The sequence below is a fragment of the Bacillus coreaensis genome, assembly GCF_050586445.1.
GTDB lineage: Bacteria > Bacillota > Bacilli > Bacillales > Cytobacillaceae > Robertmurraya_A > Robertmurraya_A coreaensis.
The window spans coordinates 13,503-35,685 of the sequence record NZ_JBOCCY010000018.1; the positions used below are offsets into that span (position 1 = coordinate 13,503).

Consider the following 22,183-nt stretch of genomic DNA (forward strand, 5'->3'; position numbering starts at 1 on the left):
TTTATTAACCTCCAGTTAAGAAGACCATCAAAAAATGATGGTCTTCTAGATGCTTTTATTATATTAGTAAAAGCATCTATTTTATTCCTTCTGTTAAACTTGTGAACAATCTACCGACAATTTTAATAAGCTTCAATGCAAATATTACAAGTAGGGATTCTTTTTGCGAATTGGTTATATACTGTATCAATTTATCTATCTTGGTAAAAATTAAGATGAGAAAATCACTGATTATGGGGTAATGAGAATGAAAAAAGTCGTTCGACCTAAAAAGCTAGAAGACATCACCCCGAAGGATTCTCCGGTTGTTGAGCAACAGTTGGAAACCAATGTGGAGGCAATAAAGAAGGAACTAACAGACTGTAATGATGTCGTATTCCGTTCACTCGTGATTGAAAATCGAAAAGCTACTGTTGTTTATGTAGATGGGTTAATAGATAGAGCCAGTCAAGAGCTTCATGGATTACATCAACTCCTCACATCCATTCCTATAAAGAACCTAACAGTTGAATACCTAGAGCAGCAAATTCTTTCCGTGAATCATGTACTTGAGTCTACGAAGATTGATGATCTAATCAAAAAAGTGTTAGAAGGAAACACGATTCTACTTGTAGACCAGCTAGAAAAGGCATTGGTGCTTGATGTAAAGGGTGGACAAAATAGAGGTGTAGCTGAGCCTGAAACAGAAGCTTCAATTAGAGGGCCAAGGGAAGGTTTCACAGAACAACTGGGTGTGAATACTTCCTTAATTAGAAAAAAGATTCGATCAAGGCACCTTAAATTAGTATCAAAAGAAATTGGGGCCGAAACGAAAACGGGAGTAGTTGTTATGTATATGGACAACCTAGCCCCCGAGAACCTAGTAAAGGAAGTTTTTAGCCGATTAGATAAAATCAAAATTGATGGTGTCTTAGAAAGTGGATATATTGAAGAGTTTATAGAAGATAATCCGTGGAGTTTCTTTCCACAAATGCAAAATACAGAAAGACCAGATACTGTCGCAGCCAACTTATTAGAGGGGAGAATTATTATTTTGGTGGATGGAACACCATTTGCTCTCATTCTCCCTGTGAGTTTTTGGCAGTTTCTTCAAGCGAGTGAAGATTATTATCAGCGATTCCATATTTCAATATTTTTACGGGTATTGCGTATCACTTTTATCTTTTTAGCACTTCTTCTTCCTGCCTTTTACGTAGCAGTTACCACGTATCATCAGGAGATGATTCCAACAAATTTATTATTTAGTATAGCAGCCAGCAGGGAAGCGATTCCGTTTCCTGTTTTTATAGAAGCATTAATTATGGAGATTGCATTCGAAGCGTTAAGAGAAGCAGGGGTGCGATTGCCAAAGGTGGTTGGTCAATCCGTAAGTATCCTTGGAGCACTTGTAATCGGGCAAGCAGCTGTAGAGGCAGGGATTGTATCTGCTCCAATGGTTATTATTGTATCCATGACAGGTATTGCTTCTTTTACGATTCCCCGTTTTAATATGGCCATCTCCATTAGATTGCTACGCTTTCCGATGATGGTACTTGGAGGTAGCTTTGGATTACTAGGAATTGTACTTGGCTCCATCGTCATTTTAACGCATTTATGTAAACTAACATCCTTAGGAATCCCTTACTTTTCTCCTCTTGGGCCACTGAATTGGAGTGAACTAAAGGATGTATTTATTCGTGCCCCTTGGTGGGCATTAAGGAAGAGACCAACCGAATATGTGAGTGGGAATGTAATTAGACAAAAAAACTAGTGAATAAACCAGTTTACTTTAAACAAAAGGGATAGAATGGGATGAAAAAAATATTTGGACTGATCCTTTTTCTTTGCTCGTTTTAACCGGCTGTTGGGATAGAAGAGAAGTGAATGATTTAGCTTTTGTTACCATGACCGGTTACGACAAAATAGATGAAAATCAATTCAGGACTTCTGTACAAATCCCTCTACCAGGAGCGATGGGTGGTGCAGGTTCCACTGGTGGAGGAGGAGGAACAAAAGGTGGTCCATATTATATTGATTCTGAAATCGGGAGAAATATAAGGGAAAGTAATGACTTACTACAAAGGAGAATGTCCCGTAAAACTAATTTTTCCCACAGAAGAGTCATTATCATTGGAGAGGAGTTAGCTAGAAGTGGTTTTAAAAAAACACTTGATGTGCTATTGGATCAACCACAGTCTAGAATAACTGCCTATGTGCTTTTAACTAAAGGAGAAGCATTACAGATTCTAAATTCGGAACCACATCTAGAAAAACTATCATCTGAAGCACTCCGGGAATTGTCAAAGGAAAACGAAGGGATAAACGTTAAAAATGTATTAAATGATATTTGGAGACCCGGGAAAGACCCAGTAATCCCTGTGGTTCTAAATAATGAAACTGAAAATGGGAATTCAAAGGATAAGAAGAAGGAGGTGCAACTAGAAGGTTACGCCATCCTAAAAGAGGATAAGCTCGATTTTTTTACAAATAGTGAGGAAACCATAGGTGCAAAATTTTTATTAAATAAAAAAAATCATAAAAACTATACTTTCCCTGTTGAGGAAAATGGAGAGGTAAACGTCCATTTTGAAAAAGTGAATAATAAAGTGAGTTATAGACTAATCAATGGAAAGCCAATTTTTACAATAAGCTTTAACATAAGTGCCTCCGTTATGCAAAATGAGCCCAACCTTGAATTAAATAATCAAGAAACATACGATCAAGTAACGAAAAGTTTAGAATCGTCTATTCAAAAGCAAGTACTGACACTTTTGAATCATTCGAAGTCGGAAGGAATAGATGTTTATGGACTGGGATGGTATTTATTTAGACATGAGAATAGGTTATGGGAACGGAATTTAAAAGAAAATTGGAGAGAAATATTACCAGAGCTAGAGGTCAACGTAAAAGTAAGCTCAAAGATTACGAGGTCAATTAATCCTGGAATTAACATAAAGGAATGATGTGTTTGTTAGGTGCATGTTGTTTTGGGGGAGTACTATTACTTTATATGGCACTAATTTATCGAGGAAATAAGAAATTGGATAAAAAAGAAAGAAAGCGAATTTTGTTCGTTACGATTTTGTCTTTAGCTTGTTCCTCTTTCTTCTTTTTTACTGATACGATCAATTTAATTATAGACTATTGCAATAAATACATAGGATTCGTAACAAAGATGGTGATAAAACTATGAATCAAATTTCCCCATCTCAACTTTCATTAATGATTGCGAACTTTATTTTAACAGGGACCCTCATTACACTTGCTCAAGTTATGACACAAGTGTCACATCAATATACATGGGTAGTACCCATTCTAGTTTACATGATTGTAATTGGCCTGATCTTAATCGTTTTTAGGAAGTCTAACAATCAGTCGAAAAACAATAACCTGCAAGCAAGATCATTTACTAGTAGAATCTTGAATATTAGTATGGGTCTTTTGCTTGTAGTTATCTATATTAGGGATTTACGGGCATTTATTGATTATCTTAGATCTTATATTTTACCTGAGACACCCATTGAAATTTTATCCATTTTAGTCACACTTGCTTTACTATATGTAGCGGCTTCAGGTTTACAGGCAATAGCTAGAATAACGGTTATCCAGTTTATTACGTTAACAGCCATGATTCTATCACTGCCAATATTATTGTTAAATGAAATTGAATTACCAAATTTGGTTCCCATTTTAACAACAGGTACCTTCTCAAATTTAAGTAAATCAACCTTTTTAATGTTTCCTTGGATTGGAGAAATCGTAATTTTCTTTCTAGTTCTCGAAAATATCACATACAAGAAGCACATAAAAAAGGCATTTATAAAAGGGATCAGTCATGGAATTCTGTTATTATTTATTTTACTCTTTTTAAATATATCTGTACTTGGCGCAGGTATTGTTGAAAATGTAACATATCCTAATATATTGACGATTCAACAAATAAATGTAACGGATTTTCTTGATCGCTTGGACTTAGCTATTGTAATCGTATGGATGCCCTGTCTGTTAAGTAAAATGGCACTTAGTTTATATTGTATTCAAAGAATAACGAATAACTTGAAACTCTTTCAAACCAATCTTCACCTTACCCCTGTTAGCCTACTTTTAGGAATTCTAGTTGTCGTTCTGTTTGAAAATAATATGGCTCATTTAAGATATGCATTTTTATCGTGGACGACGCTTGGATTTGCGCTTGAAATGATGATTTTTTCCCTTTTCTTTTTGCTACAGATTAATAAGAAAAGGGAAAAGAAAGCAACCGAGGGAGGAGCGAGCTATACTTAAATCGAATCAGAGCGGTAGGGCCACATCTCTTGGAGGCTCGTAATAAAAAGCTCCACGTTTTTCTTTTTTTTCATAGTAGGAGAGTAGACATAAGACAGTGTTCTAGGAAATTGAAAATCTTTAATGCGGATGATGGCTAACTCTCCATTTTTTACTTCTTTATGGATAACGCTATTAGATAAAAGTGAAAGACCCATGCCTTTGCTTATGGTTTCCTTAATTCCTTGATTGCTGCTAATAGATAGAAGAGATTTAACCTTTAATCCATTCGAACGGATCACATGGTTTAAGTATTCACGAGTCCCTGACCCAACCTCCCTTGTCACCCATACTTGATTTTGAAGATCTGATATGAATAGGTCTCTATTTATTGTTGCAAGAGGATGAGTAGCGGATGATACAACAAAAAGCTCGTCCTTTAAAAAAGGGTGGACAGAAAGCTCTTTTTCGTTGGTTTGTCCTTCAATTAGACCAATATCCACTTCATGCCTTTTAACAGATTGAACAATTTCCTTCGTATTCCCAATCACCACTTCAAGTTCAAGTGCCTGATGTTCCTTTTGGATGTTATAGAGAAGAGAAGGTAAAATATATTCCCCGATGGTAAAGCTTGCCCCGATTTTCAAGGATCCTCTAACAGATGTTTGCAAGTCGAGGATATCTTGTTTGGTCTGCTCATACATGCTTATTAACTGTTTGGCTCGATCATACAAAATCTCTCCAGAAGGAGTGATTTTTAGTTGTTTTGGAGAACGTATAAATAGTTTCGTTTGAAACTCGTTTTCTAAATTCTTAATATGTAAACTAACACTTGGTTGTGACATGAGAAGGAGTTCGGCTGTTTTGGTGAAGTTTTTTACTTCCACTAGAGTAACAAAGGTTTTTAACTCATCAAAATACATACAATTCCCTCCTAATTATTAAAAATATTAATAATTATCATTAGTTATATGTATTTTACCAATAGCTAAACTTAAGGTAAAGTAGTTATCATAGAAGAGAATTATCGGTTTAAATAATAAAACCGACTTAACTTATTGGAATAATTAAGATATAATAACACGTATAATATTTTGCGAATTTTGGGGAATTTAGTCTATTTATATTTTTGTGAGGTGGATATCGTTGCAACTTCAGGTTATGAACAGCCCGTTTAGTCAGGAGCAGGCAGAGCTTCTTAACAAAATACTGCCAACACTAACTGAATCGCAGAAGGTTTGGCTTAGTGGATATTTAGCAGCTATTCAAGCAGCATCAGCAACTACTATTACAGAAGCAGCTTCTGTAGCTCTATCAGTGGAGGCTTCAAAATCAGTGTCGAAAGAAGTGACCATCCTTTTTGGTTCACAGACAGGAAATGCACAAAGACTGGCTACAAAAGCAGGTAAAACGCTTGAAAGCAATGGTTTTCAAGTAACCATTTCTTCCATGAGTGATTTTAAGCCAAATAATTTAAAGAAATTACAAAACCTATTAATAGTTGCAAGTACACATGGTGAGGGGGAACCACCAGATAATGCGTTGTCCTTCCATGAGTACTTACACTCAAAGCGTGCTCCTAAATTAGAGGAACTCAATTATGCAGTTTTATCGTTAGGGGACAGTTCATACGAATTCTTCTGTCAAACAGGCAAAGAATTTGATGAGCGCCTAAAGGAGTTAGGTGGGAAGTCACTAACTGAAAGAGTTGACTGTGATTTAGATTTTGATGAACCAGCTTCTGAATGGATTGAGAATGTACTATCGGCCCTTGGTCAGGCTGGAACTGCGGCAAGCCAAGCACAGGCCGCAGGTGCAGCAGTACAAGTTGCTTCAGAAGAATCTCTTTATTCTAGAACAAACCCTTTCCGTGCTGAAGTATTGGAAAACTTAAATTTAAATGGTCGTGGATCAAATAAAGAAACTCGTCATCTAGAGTTATCGCTTGAGGGTTCAGGATTAACGTATGAACCAGGTGACAGTTTAGGAATTTATCCAGAAAACGATCCAGAGCTTGTGGAGCAAATCCTTGCTGATATGAATTGGAATGCAGATGAAAAAGTGACAGTTAATAAACAAGGTGAAGTAAAAACGCTAAAAGATGCGTTATTTACCAACTTTGAAATTACGGTATTAACGAAGCCGTTAATGGAACAAGCAGCTAAGCTTTCGGTTAATCAGGAATTACAGGAGCTAGTGAAACCGGAAAATGCAGAAAAAGTAAGAGAGTATATTCATGGTCGTGATTTACTCGATTTGCTTCGAGATTTTGGCCCATGGACAGCTAACGCACAGGAATTTGTTTCTATATTAAGAAAGCTTCCTGCACGTTTATACTCGATTGCAAGTAGTGTTTCTGCAAACCCAGATGAAGTTCATTTGACGATTGGTGCGGTCAGATATGATTCACATGGACGTGAAAGAAAAGGTGTATGCTCGATTTTAACAGCTGAGCGCCTACAAGCAGGAGATACGCTACCAATCTTTATCCAACATAATCCAAACTTTAAGCTCCCTGAAAACCCTGAAACTCCAATTATCATGGTAGGACCAGGAACAGGTGTTGCACCATTCCGCGCATTTATGCAAGAGCGCGAAGAAGCGGGTGCTGAGGGCAAGTCATGGATGTTCTTCGGTGACCAACACTTTGTAACGGATTTCTTATATCAAACCGAATGGCAAAAATGGTTGAAAGATGGCGTCCTAACAAAGATGGATGTTGCATTTTCAAGAGATACGAATGAAAAGGTTTATGTTCAGCACCGTATGCTTGAGCAAAGCAAAGAAGTATTTGCGTGGCTTCAAGAGGGAGCGGTCGTATATATTTGTGGTGATGAGAAACATATGGCACATGACGTGCATCAAACGTTAATTACTATTATTGAAAAAGAAGGCAGCATGGGTCGTGAAGAAGCAGAAAGCTATTTAGCTTCCATGCAAAAAGAAAAGCGATACCAGCGTGACGTATATTGAGTTTGAGTGAAAGGAGTTTTTAGCATGGTGGAAGTGAAAGAAATTTTAAAAGCGCCCGAAGGCCCTCCTAGTGATGTAGAGGGAATAAAAGATCGAAGCGATTACTTACGTGGAACGCTAAAAGAAGTAATGCTTGATCGAATCAGTGCAGGTATTCCAGAGGATGACAATCGATTAATGAAGCATCACGGAAGCTATTTACAGGATGACCGTGATGTGCGTGCAGAACGACAAAAGCAAAAGCTTGAACCAGCTTATCAGTTCATGCTTCGTGTCCGACTACCAGGTGGAGTAGCGACACCTGAACAGTGGTTGGTGATGGATGAGCTTTCTGAAAAATACGGAAATGGTACATTAAAATTAACCACTCGCCAAACGTTCCAAATCCATGGCATCCTTAAGTGGAATATGAAAAGTACCATTCAAGGCATTAATCAATCTCTAATGGATACAATTGCTGCATGTGGAGATGTCAATAGAAATGTGATGAGTACTTCTAATCCACATCAGTCAGAAATTCATGCAGAGGTATACGAGTGGGGCAAGAAATTAAGTGATGATTTACTTCCTCGCACAAGAGCCTATCATGAAATTTGGCTTGATGAAGAAAGAGTGGCAGGAACACCTGATGTAGAGGTTGAACCTATGTATGGACCACTCTACTTGCCTCGTAAATTTAAAATTGGTATGGCTATTCCTCCTGAGAACGATGTGGATGTATTTTCACAGGATCTAGGGTATATTGCCATCGTGGAAGAAGGAAAGCTGGTTGGATTTAACGTGGCAATCGGTGGCGGAATGGGAATGTCACACGGTGATAAGACGACTTACCCGCAGCTTGCAAAAGTTATCGGCTTCTGTAAGCCAGAGCAAGTATACGATGTGGCTGAGAAGATTATTACCATCCAACGTGACTATGGAAATCGTTCCGTACGTAAGAATGCGCGTTTTAAGTACACGGTAGATCGTTTAGGATTAGAAAATGTGAAGCATGAGCTAGAAAACCGACTCGGCTGGAAGCTTGAAGAAGCAAAGCCTTACTCATTTGATCATAATGGTGATCGATATGGTTGGGTAAAAGGCCTAAAAGGAAATTGGCATTTTACATTATTTGTGCAAGGTGGACGTATAGCTGACTTCGATGGCTATCCATTGAAAACAGGCTTACGTGAAATCGCAAAGGTTCATACGGGAGATCTCCGTTTAACAGCGAATCAAAACCTAATCATTGGTAGCGTGTCTTCTCAGAAAAAGAAAAAAATTACTGAGCTACTTGAAAAATACGGTTTAACAGATGGAAAACATCATTCAGCAATCCGTCGTAGTTCAATAGCTTGCGTATCTTTACCAACATGTGGTCTTGCCATGGCGGAAGCGGAGAGATATCTTCCAACTCTTATCGATAAGATTGAAGAAATCGTTGAAGAGAATGGGCTAAGAGATAAAGAAATAACGATTCGTATGACTGGCTGTCCAAACGGTTGTGCAAGACATGCCCTAGGCGAAATTGGTTTCATTGGTAAGGCCCCTGGAAAATACAATATGTATTTAGGTGCTGCCTTTGATGGAAGCCGTTTAAGCAAGATGTATCGTGAAAATATCGGAGAAGCTGAAATCCTTAGTGAGCTAGGCTCCATCCTTCCACGTTATGCCAAGGAACGTAACGAAGGAGAACATTTTGGAGACTTTGTGATTCGTGCCGGTATTATTGAAGCAACAACAGATGGAACGAATTTTCACGCTTAATTTTTAAAAAGACCTTTATTTTATCGAGAGATAGAATAAGGGTCTTTTTTGGTTTTTAACTGGGCAAAATAGAATTAGTAATTTTTTGAATCTGTTATATTACCATAATTTTTAATTTACAATTAACAAACAATTATGTAAAATGGCTAAGGTGCATTCGCTATTTTTCGACAATTATTTCAATTTCTATAGGAGGATATAATGGATTTATTTCGTAAGAAACAAGTAGGGAAATCAGTGTCTGAAAATTCCCTCAAAAGAGTATTAGGAGCATTTGACCTAACTCTACTCGGTGTTGGAGCCATTATCGGAACAGGAGTATTTGTTTTAACTGGAGTGGCAGCAGCTGAATATGCAGGCCCTGCACTTATCTTATCCTTTATTATTGCTGGATTGGCTTGTGCATTTGCCGCATTATGTTACTCAGAATTTGCTTCTATGATCCCTCAATCGGGTAGTGCATATACATATGGATATGTTGCGTTTGGAGAACTCCTTGCATGGGTACTTGGTTGGGATTTAGTGCTGGAATATGGGTTGGCTTCTTCTGCGGTTGCAAGCGGTTGGTCTGGCTATTTTCAAAGTTTAATGGCAGGGTTCGGATGGCATTTACCTACTTTTCTAACAAGTGCATTTGATCCATCAAAAGGGACAATTGTAGACCTGCCAGCTGTTATTATTGTCTTATTAGTCACCCTTTTATTAACAAGAGGCGTGAAAGAATCAGCTAAATTTAATGCCATTATGGTTGTGATTAAAGTAGCTGTTGTTCTCCTGTTTATTGCGATAGGGGTATGGTATGTGGAACCAACCAATTGGCAACCATTCATGCCATTTGGAGCTTCAGGAGTTGTAGCAGGCGCAGCTGTCGTTGTTTTTGCTTATTTTGGATTTGATGCTGTTTCAACAGCAGCTGAAGAGGTAAAGAACCCTCAACGAAGTCTTCCGATTGGGATTATTTCTGCTCTTGCCATATGTACCATCTTATATATTGCGGTTTCCTTAATCTTAACAGGGATTGTACCGTTCAACCTATTAAACGTAAAGGATCCAGTAGCCTTTGCCCTACGCTTTATCCAACAAGACTGGGCAGCTGGATTTATCTCGCTTGGAGCAATCGTAGGTATTACTACTGTTCTAATTGTCATGATGTTTGGACAAACACGTCTATTTTATGCCATTAGTCGAGATGGGCTGTTACCTAAGAGATTATCAACCGTTCATCCACGATCGCAAGTGCCTATGACAAGCACATGGGTAACAGGGGGATTAGTGGCCATTTTTGCAGGCTTTATTCCTTTAAACAAACTGGCTGAGCTAACGAGTATTGGAACATTATTTGCCTTTGCAACGGTATCTCTTGGAGTCGCTGTACTTCGTAAAACACAGCCAGATTTACACCGACCGTTCAAGACACCTCTTGTTCCAGTGATTCCGATCTTGGCAGTTGTGTTTTGTGTGTATTTAATGCTCCAGTTATCAGCATTTACTTGGAAGGGATTTTTGGTCTGGTTAGTAATCGGTTTAGCAATCTATATTGGTTATGGGTATAGAAATAGTAAATTAAACAACCCTGAACCATCCAATTCATAAAAGAAGAAAAAGTCGGTTCTGGAGTGAACCGACTTTTTATATAGATCATTATGAAATTTTCCGTTCCTTAGCATCGGACATATGTGGTAGTCGGATGAAAATGGTTGTACCCATTCCTTTTTTACTATCTATTTGTATCGTTCCTTTCATGCTTTCTACTATTCGATAGACGACCATCATTCCAAGTCCGGTTCCTTTTAAGTCTTTAGTAGAAAAATAAGGTTCTCCTAATCGATTGATTTGCTGTTGGCTCATACCAACTCCTTCGTCTTTCACACTTATTAAAGTTGTTTTTTGTTCCTTGATGCATGTAATCTTTAAGACACCACCAGAAGACATGGCTTCGATCCCATTTTTCATAATATTTACGATCACTTGCTGGAGAAGTCCAAAGTTACCAGTAATTAAGGAGGAATCTAATTTAGAGTCGATTTCCACCTCGAATTGTTTTGCCATTGGTTCGACTATCTGAATAGCTTGTTGAATGACCTGGTCAATCTCGAGGACTTCTATTTTTTCAGGAGTGGGTTTGGCAAAGGTTAAGTAATCTTTAATAATATGATCAGCCTGGTCAATCTCACTTATTGCCAAGGCTAGATACCCCTTTTCCTTCTCTGGGATTTCGTGTGACTCACTTAATAACTGTAAAAACCCACGGCTAGATGTTAAAGGATTTCTTACCTCATGAGAAATGCTTGATGCCAAGTGGCTAGCAACCTCTGCCTTTTCACTTCGTATTAATCTTAATAATAATAAATGTTGATTTTTTATTTGTTCTGCCATATATATAGCCAGTCCCATCCCAGCAGCTTGAATGCCTGTATACGCTACGGTAAACGAAAGGGTGATGGGTGAATGAAACAAGAGTTTCGATCCTGCCAATACCCAAATAGACATCACAATAAATAGTGAAACTTGAAGGGTGAGCTTTTTAGCTAATGAGTATTGCTTGAATTTCTCTCTTATTGAAAAAAATATAAAGAAGAAAAGAATGGCATTACCTATAGCAAACCATGAATGGTCAAATCCATGAATAGCTATTCGTAAGACAACAATGAGTATCAATAGCCACACACCTGTGTATTTGTTTGCATAAAGACAACCAAGAACCAGAGGAATGAATCTAAGGTCGAAAGGAATTCCACCTGGAAGTGTTAATGGATACAACATGCAAAGGGAAACAGATGCAGTAAGGGTAATAAACATAAATATCTCTAATTGGTTTTTTTTAAGGTGATGCTTAATAACGAAGCCCTGAAAAAAGAGTAACGAGACTAATATAATTAATAAATTTATAAGAAAATGTGTCATACTCTCCATGATAGCCTCCGAAAAATTATCTTTCTAATATTATAAAGGGTAGAAAGGGAAAAAGGGTTACAATTAACATAAATTAGGGATTATTACCTAGGTATAAAGAGAGTGGTAAAATCATTATTGGTAAATTATTACATTTGCAGGTTTTGTTTATAATAGTACTTGCTGAGGTTAACAGTGTGAGCTGTTGGGGAATTAAGTTGGTAACAAGGGAGTAAAGCCCTGTCCTTATCTTTATTAAGATACGGACAGGACTTTTTTAAAAAAAGGAGAAATCTTTTTTCACGACAATCTAAGAGCCATCTATTATGGTTACGGGTTCAACAAAACCAAGCGGAGATTTTCCGGTTATCTTGCAGAGTAGAGCTCTGTTTGGGGTTTATAAGCGGAGGTTTTCCGGTTAAGCAAAATAAAATTGCCTATTTTCACTTTTTTTGAGTAAATAGACGGAATCTCTCCGTCTATTCGAGCTATTTTCGGTGCTATTTTTTTATTAAGAGAAATTTCTCCGCTTAATGATCAAACCGTCGCCCATCTGGATCCTTGAGGGACCGCTCTTTTATGGTTGGGGAGGGAGTGTGTCTCTTATTGACAATTCAATTATGACAACATGGTTCATGACAAAATGCATTTTAGTTTGAATTGAATAGGTGTTGAAAACGCTTTATCATAAAGTTAGAAACAAGGACAAAAGAATTATATTTCTGAAAGGGGAATTATACTATATGTCTAATCAAGTAGCGCAAAAGTCGGATGTTCGTGTGAAAATCCAACGCTTTGGTAGTCATTTAAGCGGCATGATTATGCCGAATATTGGTGCATTTATCGCATGGGGGATTATTACTGCTTTATTTATTCCCACAGGTTGGTATCCGAATGAGGATTTTGCCAAGCTAGTTGGACCGATGATCACGTATCTTCTTCCATTATTAATCGGTTACACTGGCGGTAAGATCGTTTATGATACTCGTGGAGGAGTAGTCGGTGCCACAGCAACAATGGGTGTGATCGTTGGTGCAGAGATTCCAATGTTCCTAGGTGCCATGATTATGGGGCCACTTGGAGGATATCTAATCAAGAAGCTTGATGCTGTAATCGTTCCGAAGATCAGACAAGGTTTTGAAATGTTGGTAAACAATTTTACAGCTGGTATTTTAGGTGGAGTGTTAACTTTAATCGCATTTAAAGTAATTGGTCCAGTGGTAGAAGGTTTAAACAAAATGTTAGCATCAGGAGTAGAAGCAATCGTTGATGCAGGGCTTCTTCCATTAGCAAATATTCTAATTGAACCTGCTAAGGTATTATTCTTAAACAATGCTATCAATCACGGGATTTTAAGCCCACTTGGTGTAGAGCAAGCAGCAGACGCTGGAAAATCGATTATGTTCCTATTAGAATCAAACCCTGGTCCTGGACTTGGTATTCTTTTAGCCATTATGTTGTTTGGTAAAGGTTCAGCAAAAAGAACAGCTCCAGGTGCAGTGATTATTCACTTCTTAGGAGGAATCCATGAGATTTACTTCCCTTACATCTTAATGAAGCCTATGTTAATTCTTGCTGCAATCGCAGGGGGCGTGAGTGGAGTATTCACATTATCCATTTTTAACGCAGGTCTTGTAGCTCCTCCATCACCAGGAAGTATCTTTGCTTTAATGGCAATGACTCCAAAAGGTGGTCACTTAGGAGTACTACTAGGTGTAATTGTTGCAGCAGCTGTATCATTCGCAGTAGCATCATTTATTCTTAAGGTTAGCAAAAACAACGAAGAAGAAGATTTAGAAGCAGCTACAGAAAAAATGCAAGAAATGAAAGGAAAGAAAAGTTCAGTAGCAGAAGCATTAGAAAGCAAGGTGGACTATAAAAAGGTAAATAAAATTATCTTTGCTTGTGATGCTGGAATGGGCTCTAGTGCGATGGGAGCTTCGATTTTACGAAACAAAGTAAAAAAGGCAGAAGTAGAAGGGGTAGAGGTAGCGAACACTTCTATCAATAATCTTCCAGCGGATGCAGACATCGTTGTAACGCATAAAGACTTAACTGACCGTGCCAAAGCTAAGCTTCCAAATGCCCATCATGTGTCAGTGGAAAACTTCTTAAATAGCCCTAGATATGATGAAATTGTAAATAACTTAAAATAATAAACGAAAATGAACACCTCTAAATCACTTTAAGATTTAGGGGTGTTTTATGTTTGAATGAAATGGCAAGTTTGTCCCAGATAGAGCATATATATATAAATCCTTACAAAAGGAAATATGCTATTGGAGATGAGATGAAACAATGGTTTTGTGGTTGATAATCATCTTTTTGTTAGTATTACTTTTACCCTTAAGAGTAAGAGTTGTAGAGAATAATATTGAATTATTTATTTTTATTATGGGTGTTATTACTGCGCTTACTAGTGGAAGTTGGAGCAGAGATTTATTTTTAAAAGCCGCGAGTAATCCAATTGGGATCACCATCGCTGTATTAATGGCATCATTATTATTAAAGTGGTTTCACCGAAGTATAGACAGATTCATCAATCGGTTGTTACGTGCGTTATCCTTTAGATGGTGCGTAGCTATAACCGTGATTACCTTGGGTTTAGTATCAAGTATTATAACAGCGATTATTTCTTCTCTCCTCTTGGTAGCGATTGTCACTTCTATGAGGTTAGATACAAAATCAACCGTCCGTTATGTGGTCCTTTCTTGTTTTAGTATTGGATTAGGGGCAAGTTTAACACCTGTAGGTGAACCTGTGGCTACTATAGCCATCAACAAATTGGGGGAAGATTTTTTTTATCTTATCCATTTATTAGGACCGATTATTATTCCATTAATCATTTTATTGGGTATATTGGCTGCTATATTAGTCAAAAAGCCAAAGTATTTACACGAATTCAGAGAGTCGCATATTAACAATGAAACGTATGAAGAGGTTTTGTACAGAGGAATCAAAATATATTTGTTTGTTATGGGCTTAACATTACTCGGATCGGGGTTTAAATCCGTGATTGATCTCTATATTATTCATCTAAACACACCATTGCTGTACTGGATTAATACAGTTTCTGCTGTTTTAGATAATGCGACACTCGCAGCTGCTGAAATGAGTCCTCAGATGGGAGAAGAAAAAGTAAGAGCGGTTCTATTAGGATTGCTCGTTAGCGGAGGGATGTTGATTCCTGGGAATATTCCTAATATCATAGCTGCAAATAAACTGGGCATCTCAAGTAAGGAATGGGCTCATTTTGGGGTGCCTGTTGGATTAGTCATAATGGTTATTATTTATGTTTTCTTATTATAAGTTCAAGAGGGGCCTAGAATAAATCTGGGCTCTTTTCTTATGCATTTATTTAATTTTGTCAACAAATACTATGACGAATGTGTATTTATAAACGGTTGTTAACCACTATTTGCAAGAGTATCATTAGATATGTAAATATCTTTATTTTAAAATTGTCAGTAAGTTGGACTCTTTAGGAGTTGATGGTCTTGTATATTACAGCGAGAGAAAGGAAAATTCTCGAGGTGATACTTCTTAGTGAAGAGGAAACGACCGTGAGTAGTATTGCCAAAATACTTAATGTGAGTTCTCGGACGGTACACCGTGATTTAAAAGGAGTAGAAGAAATATTAAAGTCCTACGATTTGTCGCTTTCAAAGCAATCTGGGGTTGGAATTCTCGTCAAAGGGAGTAGTGAAAACAAAGAGAAGCTAAAGTTATTCCTGTTTAGTGCTTCCCATAACGAATACAGTCCTGATGAAAGACAAACCATTATTCTCTCTAGTTTGCTGGAGAGCTTAGAACCGGTGAAACTGGTTGTCTTAGCTAATGACCTCAATGTCACGATTGCGACAGTAAGTAATGATCTAAATAAAATTGAAGAAAAAATCAAACCGTATGGTCTATCACTTATTCGGAAAAGAGGATATGGAGTAGAACTGTCGGGATTAGAAACAGCTAAAAGAAAAGTCATGAGCAGTCTGATTTTAGATCACTTGGATGAGTTTGAATTTATTTCTTTTATCAGGGAAAATATCCGAAAGCGTTCCGCTATGGATATGGACACAGCAACCGATCGTTTACTTGGATTGGTGGATAAAAAGAAGCTGATTATCATTGAAAGTATCATTGATGACGTAAAAAAGGAACTGACTTATCCAATAGCTGATAGTGCTTATATCGGTTTGGTTGTCCATCTAGCTTTAGCCACAGAAAGGATTCAACAAGGTGTGGAGATCGTGTTAGATGACAGATTCCCCGATCAGCTTTTGGCAACAAAGGAGTATAAAATTGCTGAAAAAATTGTATCAGGATTAGAGAAGGCCTTTCAAATATCTGTTTCTCAAGGTGAAGCAAGTTATATTACGATGCATCTTTTAGGAGCAAAGCTGAGGAATGAACAAGGAGATATTTTCGAAGAAACGGCTGTACAAGTCGGATATACCGCTCAAAAGCTCATCCAGTATGTTGGGAACAAAATGGGATATCAATTTGAAAATAATATTGATCTATACCAAGGTCTAATTGCTCACTTGCGTCCTGCTATCTATCGGATGAAACAAAATATGAAGATTAGTAATCCATTGCTTGAGCGGATTATGGAAGATTACGAAGAATTATTTAGCATTATTCAGGATGGGGTTGAAATTGTTTTTCCAGACTTCATCGTTCCAATAGAAGAGATAGGATTTCTAGTCATGCATTTTGCTTCTGCCATGCTAAAGGGAGAAGAAAATAAGCAAATGAATGGACTAGTCGTATGTTCGAGTGGAATAGGAACATCAAAGATTCTTGCGACAAAAATCCAAAAAGAACTGCCGTGGTTAAAAACAAAAAATGTTTCACTATTTGATTTTGAGCAGATCAATCCTGAGGAGTATTCGATTATTATTTCGACAGTCCCTTTAAAGGATTATCAAGGTCAGTATGTTCTTGTAAGCCCTATCCTTTCTCAGGCTGAAATTGAAAGAATAAAACAGTCGGTTCGAGTTGATTATCCGGATCAGCCGAAAAATGATATCCACTCAGTCCTAAAAAAAGATATGGGGAAGGATTTTTTTACCAAAATTCAACGAAACAATCGTTTTACATCGGCAGCCATTGACATACTTTCCGGTTATAATATCGAAAAACTGCGAGGAGATTGGTCGATTGAATCAGTCTTATTGGACGCGTGTGAAACACTTCAAAAACAAGGTGTCATTAACGATGTAAAAAAAGTCGTAAATCACTTAGCGGAAAGAGCAGCATTAGGTGGACTTGGAATACCTGAAACTACTCTCTCGCTTTACCATACAAGAAGCACTGGGGTGACTAAACCCTCTTTCACGATGTATGAACTGGAAAAACCTGTGAAAGTGAGTGCGATGGATGGGACAGAGATTTCTAATAAACGAATTCTCCTGATGCTATCACCACAAGATTCAACTGAGGAGGCACTTGAGATACTAAGTCAAATCAGTGCTTCAATTATCCGAAATGATGATTCGATACACCTGTATGAGAAGGGAGAAAAGGATGCCCTTTTTGATTATCTATGCAACGAGCTAAGAGACATTTTTGAAACAAAAAATATTCACTAAGGAGTGGACAATATGTCAGTACAAATATTAACAGCAGAAAATATCCAATTAAATGTAGCTTTATCAACAAAAGAGGAAGCGATAAGAAAGACGGGACAAATTCTTGTTGAAAAAGGGTATGTTGAAGCATCATATATCGAGAAAATGCTTGCTAGAGAAGAGTTAACTTCCACATACATGGGGAATTATGTGGCTATTCCACATGGTACAGAAGACGCAAAGGACATGGTTAAGCACTCAGGAATCTCAATCATTCAAGCTCCAGAGGGAGTGGATTTTGGTGGTGGAAATATGGTGAAGGTTCTTATTGGAATTGCAGGAAAAAATAACGAACACTTAGATATTTTATCAAACATCGCCATCGTTTGTTCGGAGGAAGAAAATATCGAGAAGCTCGTACAGGCTAAAACAGAAGAAGAAATTTTAAGTTTATTTGCTGAGGTGAACTAATATGTTTGCTCTACATTTTGGTGCGGGGAATATTGGTCGTGGTTTTATAGGCTTGTTATTACAACAATCAGGTTATGAGGTTTGCTTTGCTGATGTGAATGCAGAAATCGTTGATTTACTTAATGAGCGTAAAGAATACAAAGTGGTATTAGCAAATAAGGAACAAACCGAGACAACGGTAACGAACATATCTGCTATTAACAGTGCAAAAATTGGTGAATTAGTTGAAGAGGCAATTGTTCAGGCAGATCTAATTACCACTGCAGTGGGGCCGAATATTTTAGCCGTAATTGCACCGATGATTGCTAAGGGGTTGAAAAAAAGAGCCGCTATTTCTGATAAACCATTAAATATTATCGCCTGTGAAAATATGATCGGCGGGAGTGCTTTTTTAAAAGAGAAGGTATATGAACATCTGACTGGGGAAGAAAGAAATATGTTTGATTCCCTATATGGATTTCCAAACTCTGCGGTCGACAGAATTGTTCCGAATCAATCGAATGACGACAAGCTCTTAGTAAAAGTAGAGCCGTTCTTCGAATGGGTCATTGAGCAAACGGCTTGGGTAGGAGAAAAGCCATCTATTGAGGGAGCAACACTGGTGGATGATTTGGCACCATTTATAGAGAGAAAGTTGTTTACAGTTAATACAGGGCACGCCGCTATTGCTTATGTAGGTTCTGTATACGGGTTTCATCCAATAGCAGAAGCAATACAAAATGATCAAGTTAATCAGATTGTTTCGGGAGCGTTACAAGAATCAGGAAGAGTGCTTGTGAAAAAGTATGGATTTTCCAATGACCAGCACCAAGCATATATTCAAAAGATTATTGGCCGGTTCAAAAATGAATACATTATTGATGATGTGAAAAGAGTGGGGAGGTCACCTCTTCGAAAGCTAGGCATTCACGACCGTTTATTTGCTCCAGCTGTAGAATATTTCAGCGTGTTTCAGGAAGCACCAGTTAATCTATGTAAAGTCATTGCAGCTGCGTTATTATTTAAATCAAATGATGATCAAGAAGCGGTGGACCTTCAAAAAAGCTTGGAGAACGATGGGGTTCTAGTGGTATTAACGAGGTTAACAAATTTAGATTCAAGTCATTCTATTGTCCAGACAGTTGTAGAGGAATATAAACATTTCCAAAATCAGCTATCATAATTATTGGGTAAAAGTGAAAAGCTATTATAGATATTCCTCCGAATATCAGCACGTATCCTGACCAATGAGGTGATTAGAGATGAGTTTTAGAGATCATTTGGATCAACATTCTCAACTTTTTTGTCACACGTGGACGAGACGAAAGCATGCAAGTAGTTCTCAAGTGAATGGGCAAACAAGAAAATCCCAATCAGAAATCATTCTGTTTAGGAACGCGAAAGCCCATCGCTGGTAAGGGATTGTTTGATGATATGAGGAAAAAGGAATAGTGGTTAGTGTTGCTAACCAAAAGAGGGAGAGCCGTTTAGGCTCTCCCTCTTTCCATTTGGAAAGAGTGTATCAAAAATAACCCATCCCTGGGGAAAGGGATGGGTCACTATTATGAATGGGAGATAGGGGAATCTCCTAATGGAAAACACTCTTGGATTTAACGGTTATACACCTTTGAATGCTTCACGGTAAATTTCTGCTAATTCTGTTACTAGCGGTAATTTAGGGTTAGCTGTTGTACATTGATCTTCAAAGGCACGCTCAGCTAGGTAATCAACTTTTGCTTCAAATGCTTCTTTTGTGACTCCGTTAGCTTCAATACTCATAGGGATTTCTAGCTCTTTAGCAAGCTTGATAACCGCTTGGATTAAGCTTTCAACACCTTCTTCAGTTGTACGAGCAGGAAGACCTAATGTTCTTGCGATTTCAGCATAACGCTGGTCAGCAATAAAGTTCTCGTATTTAGGGAATGCAGCAAACTTTGTTGGTTTTGTTGCATTATAACGAATAACATGTGGCATTAAGATGGTATTAGAACGTCCGTGAGCAATGTGGAATTCTGCACCAAGCTTATGCGCCAAGCTGTGGTTAATTCCAAGGAATGCGTTAGCAAATGCCATACCAGCAATTGTTGAAGCATTATGCATTTTTTCACGCGCTACTGCATCGCTGCCATCACGGTATGCTTTTGGAAGATATTCGAATACAAGCTGAATGGCTTTCATTGCTAATCCATCCGTATAGTCGTTAGCCATAATAGATACATAAGCTTCGAACGCATGAGTTAATACGTCCATACCTGTATCAGCAGTAATGACCTTAGGAACAGTCATAACAAACTGTGGATCGATGATCGCGACATCCGGAGTTAACTCATAATCTGCTAATGGATACTTAATATTGTTTACCTTGTCTGTGATAACAGAGAAAGATGTTACCTCAGAACCAGTTCCAGATGTTGTTGGAATCGCAACAAACTGAGTTTTTTCACCTAACTTAGGATACTTAACAACACGCTTACGAATGTCTAAGAATTTTTGTTTTAATCCAAAGAAGTCTGCATCTGGGTGTTCGTAGAATAACCACATACCTTTTGCAGCATCCATTGCAGAACCACCACCAAGTGCAATAATGACATCTGGTTGGAATGCTGCCATAGCTTCTGCACCAGCCATAACTGTGTCGATAGATGGATCTGGCTCAACTGCTGAAAATACTTCAACATGAACTAGATTTGGACGTTGACGAAGGTAACGAGTCACGGTGTCAACATATCCTAGTTTTACCATTCCAGGGTCAGTAACGATAAATGCTCTTGAAATATTAGGCATCTTAGCTAGGTATTGAGTAGAATTCTTTTCGAAATAGATTTTAGGTGGAACCTTAAACCATTGCATATTATTATTCCTCTTCGCTAACTTTTTAATATTTACAAGATGGATAGCTCCTACGTTTTGAGATACAGAGTTACCACCGAATGTACCGCAACCAAGTGTTAATGAAGGCATAAATGCGTTATAGATGTCGCCAATTGCACCTTGTGAAGAAGGAGCATTAACGATGATACGACCAGCCTTCATACGAAGTCCAAATTCCTTCATTACTTCTTCATTTGTTGAGTGAAGAACAGCTGAGTGACCAAGTCCACCGAATTCAAGCATTTCTTCAGCACGTGTTAAACCTTCTTCTAAGCTGTTTACCTTGAAGCAAGCAAGAACTGGGCTTAGTTTTTCACGAGAAAGTGGAGATTCAGGTCCAACTGTCTTAAGTTCAGCAATAAGAATCTTTGTATCTTCAGGCACTTCTACTCCAGCAAGCTTTGCAATTTTAGCAGCAGGCATCCCTACGATAGTTGGGTTAACAGCACAAGTATTTTCATTAATAACCAATGCCTCAACCTTTTTCTTTTCTGCATCGTTTAGGAAGTAGCACTTATTAGAAATTAGTTCTTTCTTCACTTCATTGTAGATTTCTTTATCGATAATTACCGCTTGTTCAGATGCACAAATCATACCATTATCGAATGTTTTAGATAAGATTAAGTCGTTTACTGCACGCTTAATTTTTGCTGACTTTTCGATATAACAAGGAACGTTACCAGCACCAACACCTAGAGCAGGCTTACCAGAGCTATAAGCTGATTTAACCATTCCAGGTCCACCAGTTGCTAAAATAAGTGAAATTCCAGGATGCTTCATTAATGCTTGAGTAGCTTGAACAGATGGCTTTTCAACCCACTGGATACAGTTTTCAGGAGCACCCGCTTTAACTGCTGCATCACGTACGACACGCGCTGCTTCACTGCTACATTTTTGTGCAGATGGGTGGAAAGCAAAGATGATTGGGTTTCTTGTTTTGATAGCAATTAATGATTTGAACATTGTAGTTGATGTTGGGTTGGTTACAGGTGTTACCCCAGCAACCACTCCAACTGGATCAGCGATTGTATAAACACCTTCATATTGGTTGTCATCGATAATTCCAACGGTTTTGTTATTCTTAATATTGTTGTAAACATATTCTGTTGCAAATATGTTTTTGATCATTTTATCTTCAAAAACTCCGCGGCCTGTTTCTTCTACCGCTAGTTTCGCTAGAGGCATATGTTGGTCAAGTCCAGCAAGAGCCATTTCTTTTACAATGTCATCAATCATTTCTTGTGTGAAACCTTGGAATTCTTTCAACGCTTTTTGACCTTTTGCCACTAACTCATCAATCATTTTGGCTACTTCTTGATTTTCAGTTAGTACTTTTTCTTCAACTGCCATGTTAAAGACCTCCGTTTAAACAATTTAGTTTGTGAAACATTTCACATTCAGTAGTAAAAAAATTAACTTGAAGTAATGCAAGATGTATA

Annotated in this window: 15 protein-coding genes; 12 read left to right on the plus strand and 3 right to left on the minus strand. The window is 37.8% G+C overall.

Going from position 1 to position 22,183, the window contains the following annotated elements; translation table 11 throughout:
* The first annotated feature begins 247 nt into the window (after positions 1-247).
* The 3 genes from ACQ5H4_RS19755 (at position 248) to ACQ5H4_RS19765 (ending at position 4,263) form a co-directional block, all read left to right on the plus strand.
* The gene (locus tag ACQ5H4_RS19755) at positions 248-1,750 is read left to right on the plus strand and encodes a spore germination protein (RefSeq protein WP_430776699.1); all 1,503 of its coding nucleotides are present in this window, start codon (positions 248-250) and stop codon (positions 1,748-1,750) included.
* Between the two features lie 73 nt (positions 1,751-1,823).
* Positions 1,824-2,942 carry a Ger(x)C family spore germination protein gene (locus tag ACQ5H4_RS19760; protein WP_430776700.1) on the plus strand — a complete coding sequence of 373 codons (1,119 nt, stop codon included), beginning with the start codon at positions 1,824-1,826 and terminating at the stop codon, positions 2,940-2,942.
* Positions 2,943-3,168: 226 nt separating this feature from the next.
* Positions 3,169-4,263, plus strand: coding sequence for a GerAB/ArcD/ProY family transporter (locus ACQ5H4_RS19765; protein ID WP_430776701.1), 1,095 nt, complete (start codon positions 3,169-3,171; stop codon positions 4,261-4,263).
* Here the strand turns inward: ACQ5H4_RS19765 and ACQ5H4_RS19770 are convergent.
* The gene (locus tag ACQ5H4_RS19770) at positions 4,260-5,165 is read right to left on the minus strand and encodes a LysR family transcriptional regulator (RefSeq protein ID WP_430776702.1); all 906 of its coding nucleotides are present in this window, start codon (positions 5,163-5,165) and stop codon (positions 4,260-4,262) included. The genes ACQ5H4_RS19765 and ACQ5H4_RS19770 overlap by 4 nt on opposite strands.
* 223 nt (positions 5,166-5,388) lie before the next feature.
* Between ACQ5H4_RS19770 and ACQ5H4_RS19775 the strand changes: the two genes are divergently transcribed.
* The 3 genes from ACQ5H4_RS19775 to bcaP all read left to right on the plus strand — a co-directional run bounded on the left by ACQ5H4_RS19775 (position 5,389) and on the right by bcaP (position 10,554).
* A complete protein-coding gene (locus ACQ5H4_RS19775; RefSeq protein WP_430776703.1) occupies positions 5,389-7,215 on the plus strand; it encodes an assimilatory sulfite reductase (NADPH) flavoprotein subunit in 1,827 nt (608 codons plus the stop codon).
* Positions 7,216-7,239: 24 nt separating this feature from the next.
* Positions 7,240-8,961 (plus strand): assimilatory sulfite reductase (NADPH) hemoprotein subunit, encoded by a 1,722-nt coding sequence (gene cysI / locus ACQ5H4_RS19780; RefSeq protein ID WP_430776704.1) that lies wholly within the window; start codon positions 7,240-7,242, stop codon positions 8,959-8,961.
* A gap of 201 nt (positions 8,962-9,162) precedes the next feature.
* Positions 9,163-10,554, plus strand: a complete 1,392-nt coding sequence (bcaP, locus tag ACQ5H4_RS19785) for a branched-chain amino acid transporter BcaP (RefSeq protein WP_430776705.1) — start codon at positions 9,163-9,165, stop codon at positions 10,552-10,554.
* A 48-nt stretch (positions 10,555-10,602) separates the two neighbouring features.
* Here the strand turns inward: bcaP and ACQ5H4_RS19790 are convergent, their stop codons facing one another.
* Positions 10,603-11,874 (minus strand): ATP-binding protein, encoded by a 1,272-nt coding sequence (locus tag ACQ5H4_RS19790; protein ID WP_430776706.1) that lies wholly within the window; start codon positions 11,872-11,874, stop codon positions 10,603-10,605.
* A 722-nt stretch (positions 11,875-12,596) separates the two neighbouring features.
* Here ACQ5H4_RS19790 and ACQ5H4_RS19795 point away from each other — a divergent pair.
* From ACQ5H4_RS19795 to ACQ5H4_RS19820, 6 genes are all read left to right on the plus strand, one after another.
* Positions 12,597-14,009 carry a PTS mannitol transporter subunit IIBC gene (locus tag ACQ5H4_RS19795; protein ID WP_430776707.1) on the plus strand — a complete coding sequence of 471 codons (1,413 nt, stop codon included), beginning with the start codon at positions 12,597-12,599 and terminating at the stop codon, positions 14,007-14,009.
* 142 nt (positions 14,010-14,151) lie between these two features.
* Positions 14,152-15,162 (plus strand): DUF1646 family protein, encoded by a 1,011-nt coding sequence (locus tag ACQ5H4_RS19800; protein WP_430776708.1) that lies wholly within the window; start codon positions 14,152-14,154, stop codon positions 15,160-15,162.
* A 188-nt stretch (positions 15,163-15,350) separates the two neighbouring features.
* Positions 15,351-17,444: a BglG family transcription antiterminator gene (locus ACQ5H4_RS19805; RefSeq protein WP_430776709.1), complete on the plus strand. Its 2,094-nt coding sequence runs from the start codon at positions 15,351-15,353 to the stop codon at positions 17,442-17,444.
* Between the two features lie 12 nt (positions 17,445-17,456).
* Complete coding sequence (locus ACQ5H4_RS19810) at positions 17,457-17,894, plus strand: PTS mannitol transporter subunit IIA (RefSeq protein WP_430776710.1); 438 nt, start codon at positions 17,457-17,459, stop codon at positions 17,892-17,894.
* A 1-nt stretch (position 17,895) separates the two neighbouring features.
* Positions 17,896-19,056 carry a mannitol-1-phosphate 5-dehydrogenase gene (locus tag ACQ5H4_RS19815; RefSeq protein WP_430776711.1) on the plus strand — a complete coding sequence of 387 codons (1,161 nt, stop codon included), beginning with the start codon at positions 17,896-17,898 and terminating at the stop codon, positions 19,054-19,056.
* Between the two features lie 79 nt (positions 19,057-19,135).
* Positions 19,136-19,291 carry a YpzG family protein gene (locus ACQ5H4_RS19820; RefSeq protein ID WP_430776712.1) on the plus strand — a complete coding sequence of 52 codons (156 nt, stop codon included), beginning with the start codon at positions 19,136-19,138 and terminating at the stop codon, positions 19,289-19,291.
* 199 nt (positions 19,292-19,490) lie between these two features.
* Here the strand turns inward: ACQ5H4_RS19820 and adhE are convergent, their stop codons facing one another.
* Positions 19,491-22,094, minus strand: a complete 2,604-nt coding sequence (gene adhE, locus ACQ5H4_RS19825) for a bifunctional acetaldehyde-CoA/alcohol dehydrogenase (protein ID WP_430776713.1) — start codon at positions 22,092-22,094, stop codon at positions 19,491-19,493.
* Between the last annotated feature and the right edge of the window lie 89 nt (positions 22,095-22,183).

Bases quoted from the DNA above. Each gene is read 5' to 3' on its own strand.
- ACQ5H4_RS19755 (WP_430776699.1), top strand. From the start codon at position 248: ATGAAAAAAGTCGTTCGACCTAAAAAGCTAGAAGACATCACCCCGAAG.
- ACQ5H4_RS19765 (WP_430776701.1), top strand. From the start codon at position 3,169: ATGAATCAAATTTCCCCATCTCAACTTTCATTAATGATTGCGAACTTT.
- ACQ5H4_RS19770 (WP_430776702.1), bottom strand. From the start codon at position 5,165: ATGTATTTTGATGAGTTAAAAACCTTTGTTACTCTAGTGGAAGTAAAA.
- cysI (WP_430776704.1), top strand. From the start codon at position 7,240: ATGGTGGAAGTGAAAGAAATTTTAAAAGCGCCCGAAGGCCCTCCTAGT.
- bcaP (WP_430776705.1), top strand. From the start codon at position 9,163: ATGGATTTATTTCGTAAGAAACAAGTAGGGAAATCAGTGTCTGAAAAT.
- ACQ5H4_RS19790 (WP_430776706.1), bottom strand. From the start codon at position 11,874: ATGGAGAGTATGACACATTTTCTTATAAATTTATTAATTATATTAGTC.
- ACQ5H4_RS19795 (WP_430776707.1), top strand. From the start codon at position 12,597: ATGTCTAATCAAGTAGCGCAAAAGTCGGATGTTCGTGTGAAAATCCAA.
- ACQ5H4_RS19800 (WP_430776708.1), top strand. From the start codon at position 14,152: ATGGTTTTGTGGTTGATAATCATCTTTTTGTTAGTATTACTTTTACCC.
- ACQ5H4_RS19810 (WP_430776710.1), top strand. From the start codon at position 17,457: ATGTCAGTACAAATATTAACAGCAGAAAATATCCAATTAAATGTAGCT.
- ACQ5H4_RS19815 (WP_430776711.1), top strand. From the start codon at position 17,896: ATGTTTGCTCTACATTTTGGTGCGGGGAATATTGGTCGTGGTTTTATA.
- ACQ5H4_RS19820 (WP_430776712.1), top strand. From the start codon at position 19,136: ATGAGTTTTAGAGATCATTTGGATCAACATTCTCAACTTTTTTGTCAC.
- adhE (WP_430776713.1), bottom strand. From the start codon at position 22,094: ATGGCAGTTGAAGAAAAAGTACTAACTGAAAATCAAGAAGTAGCCAAA.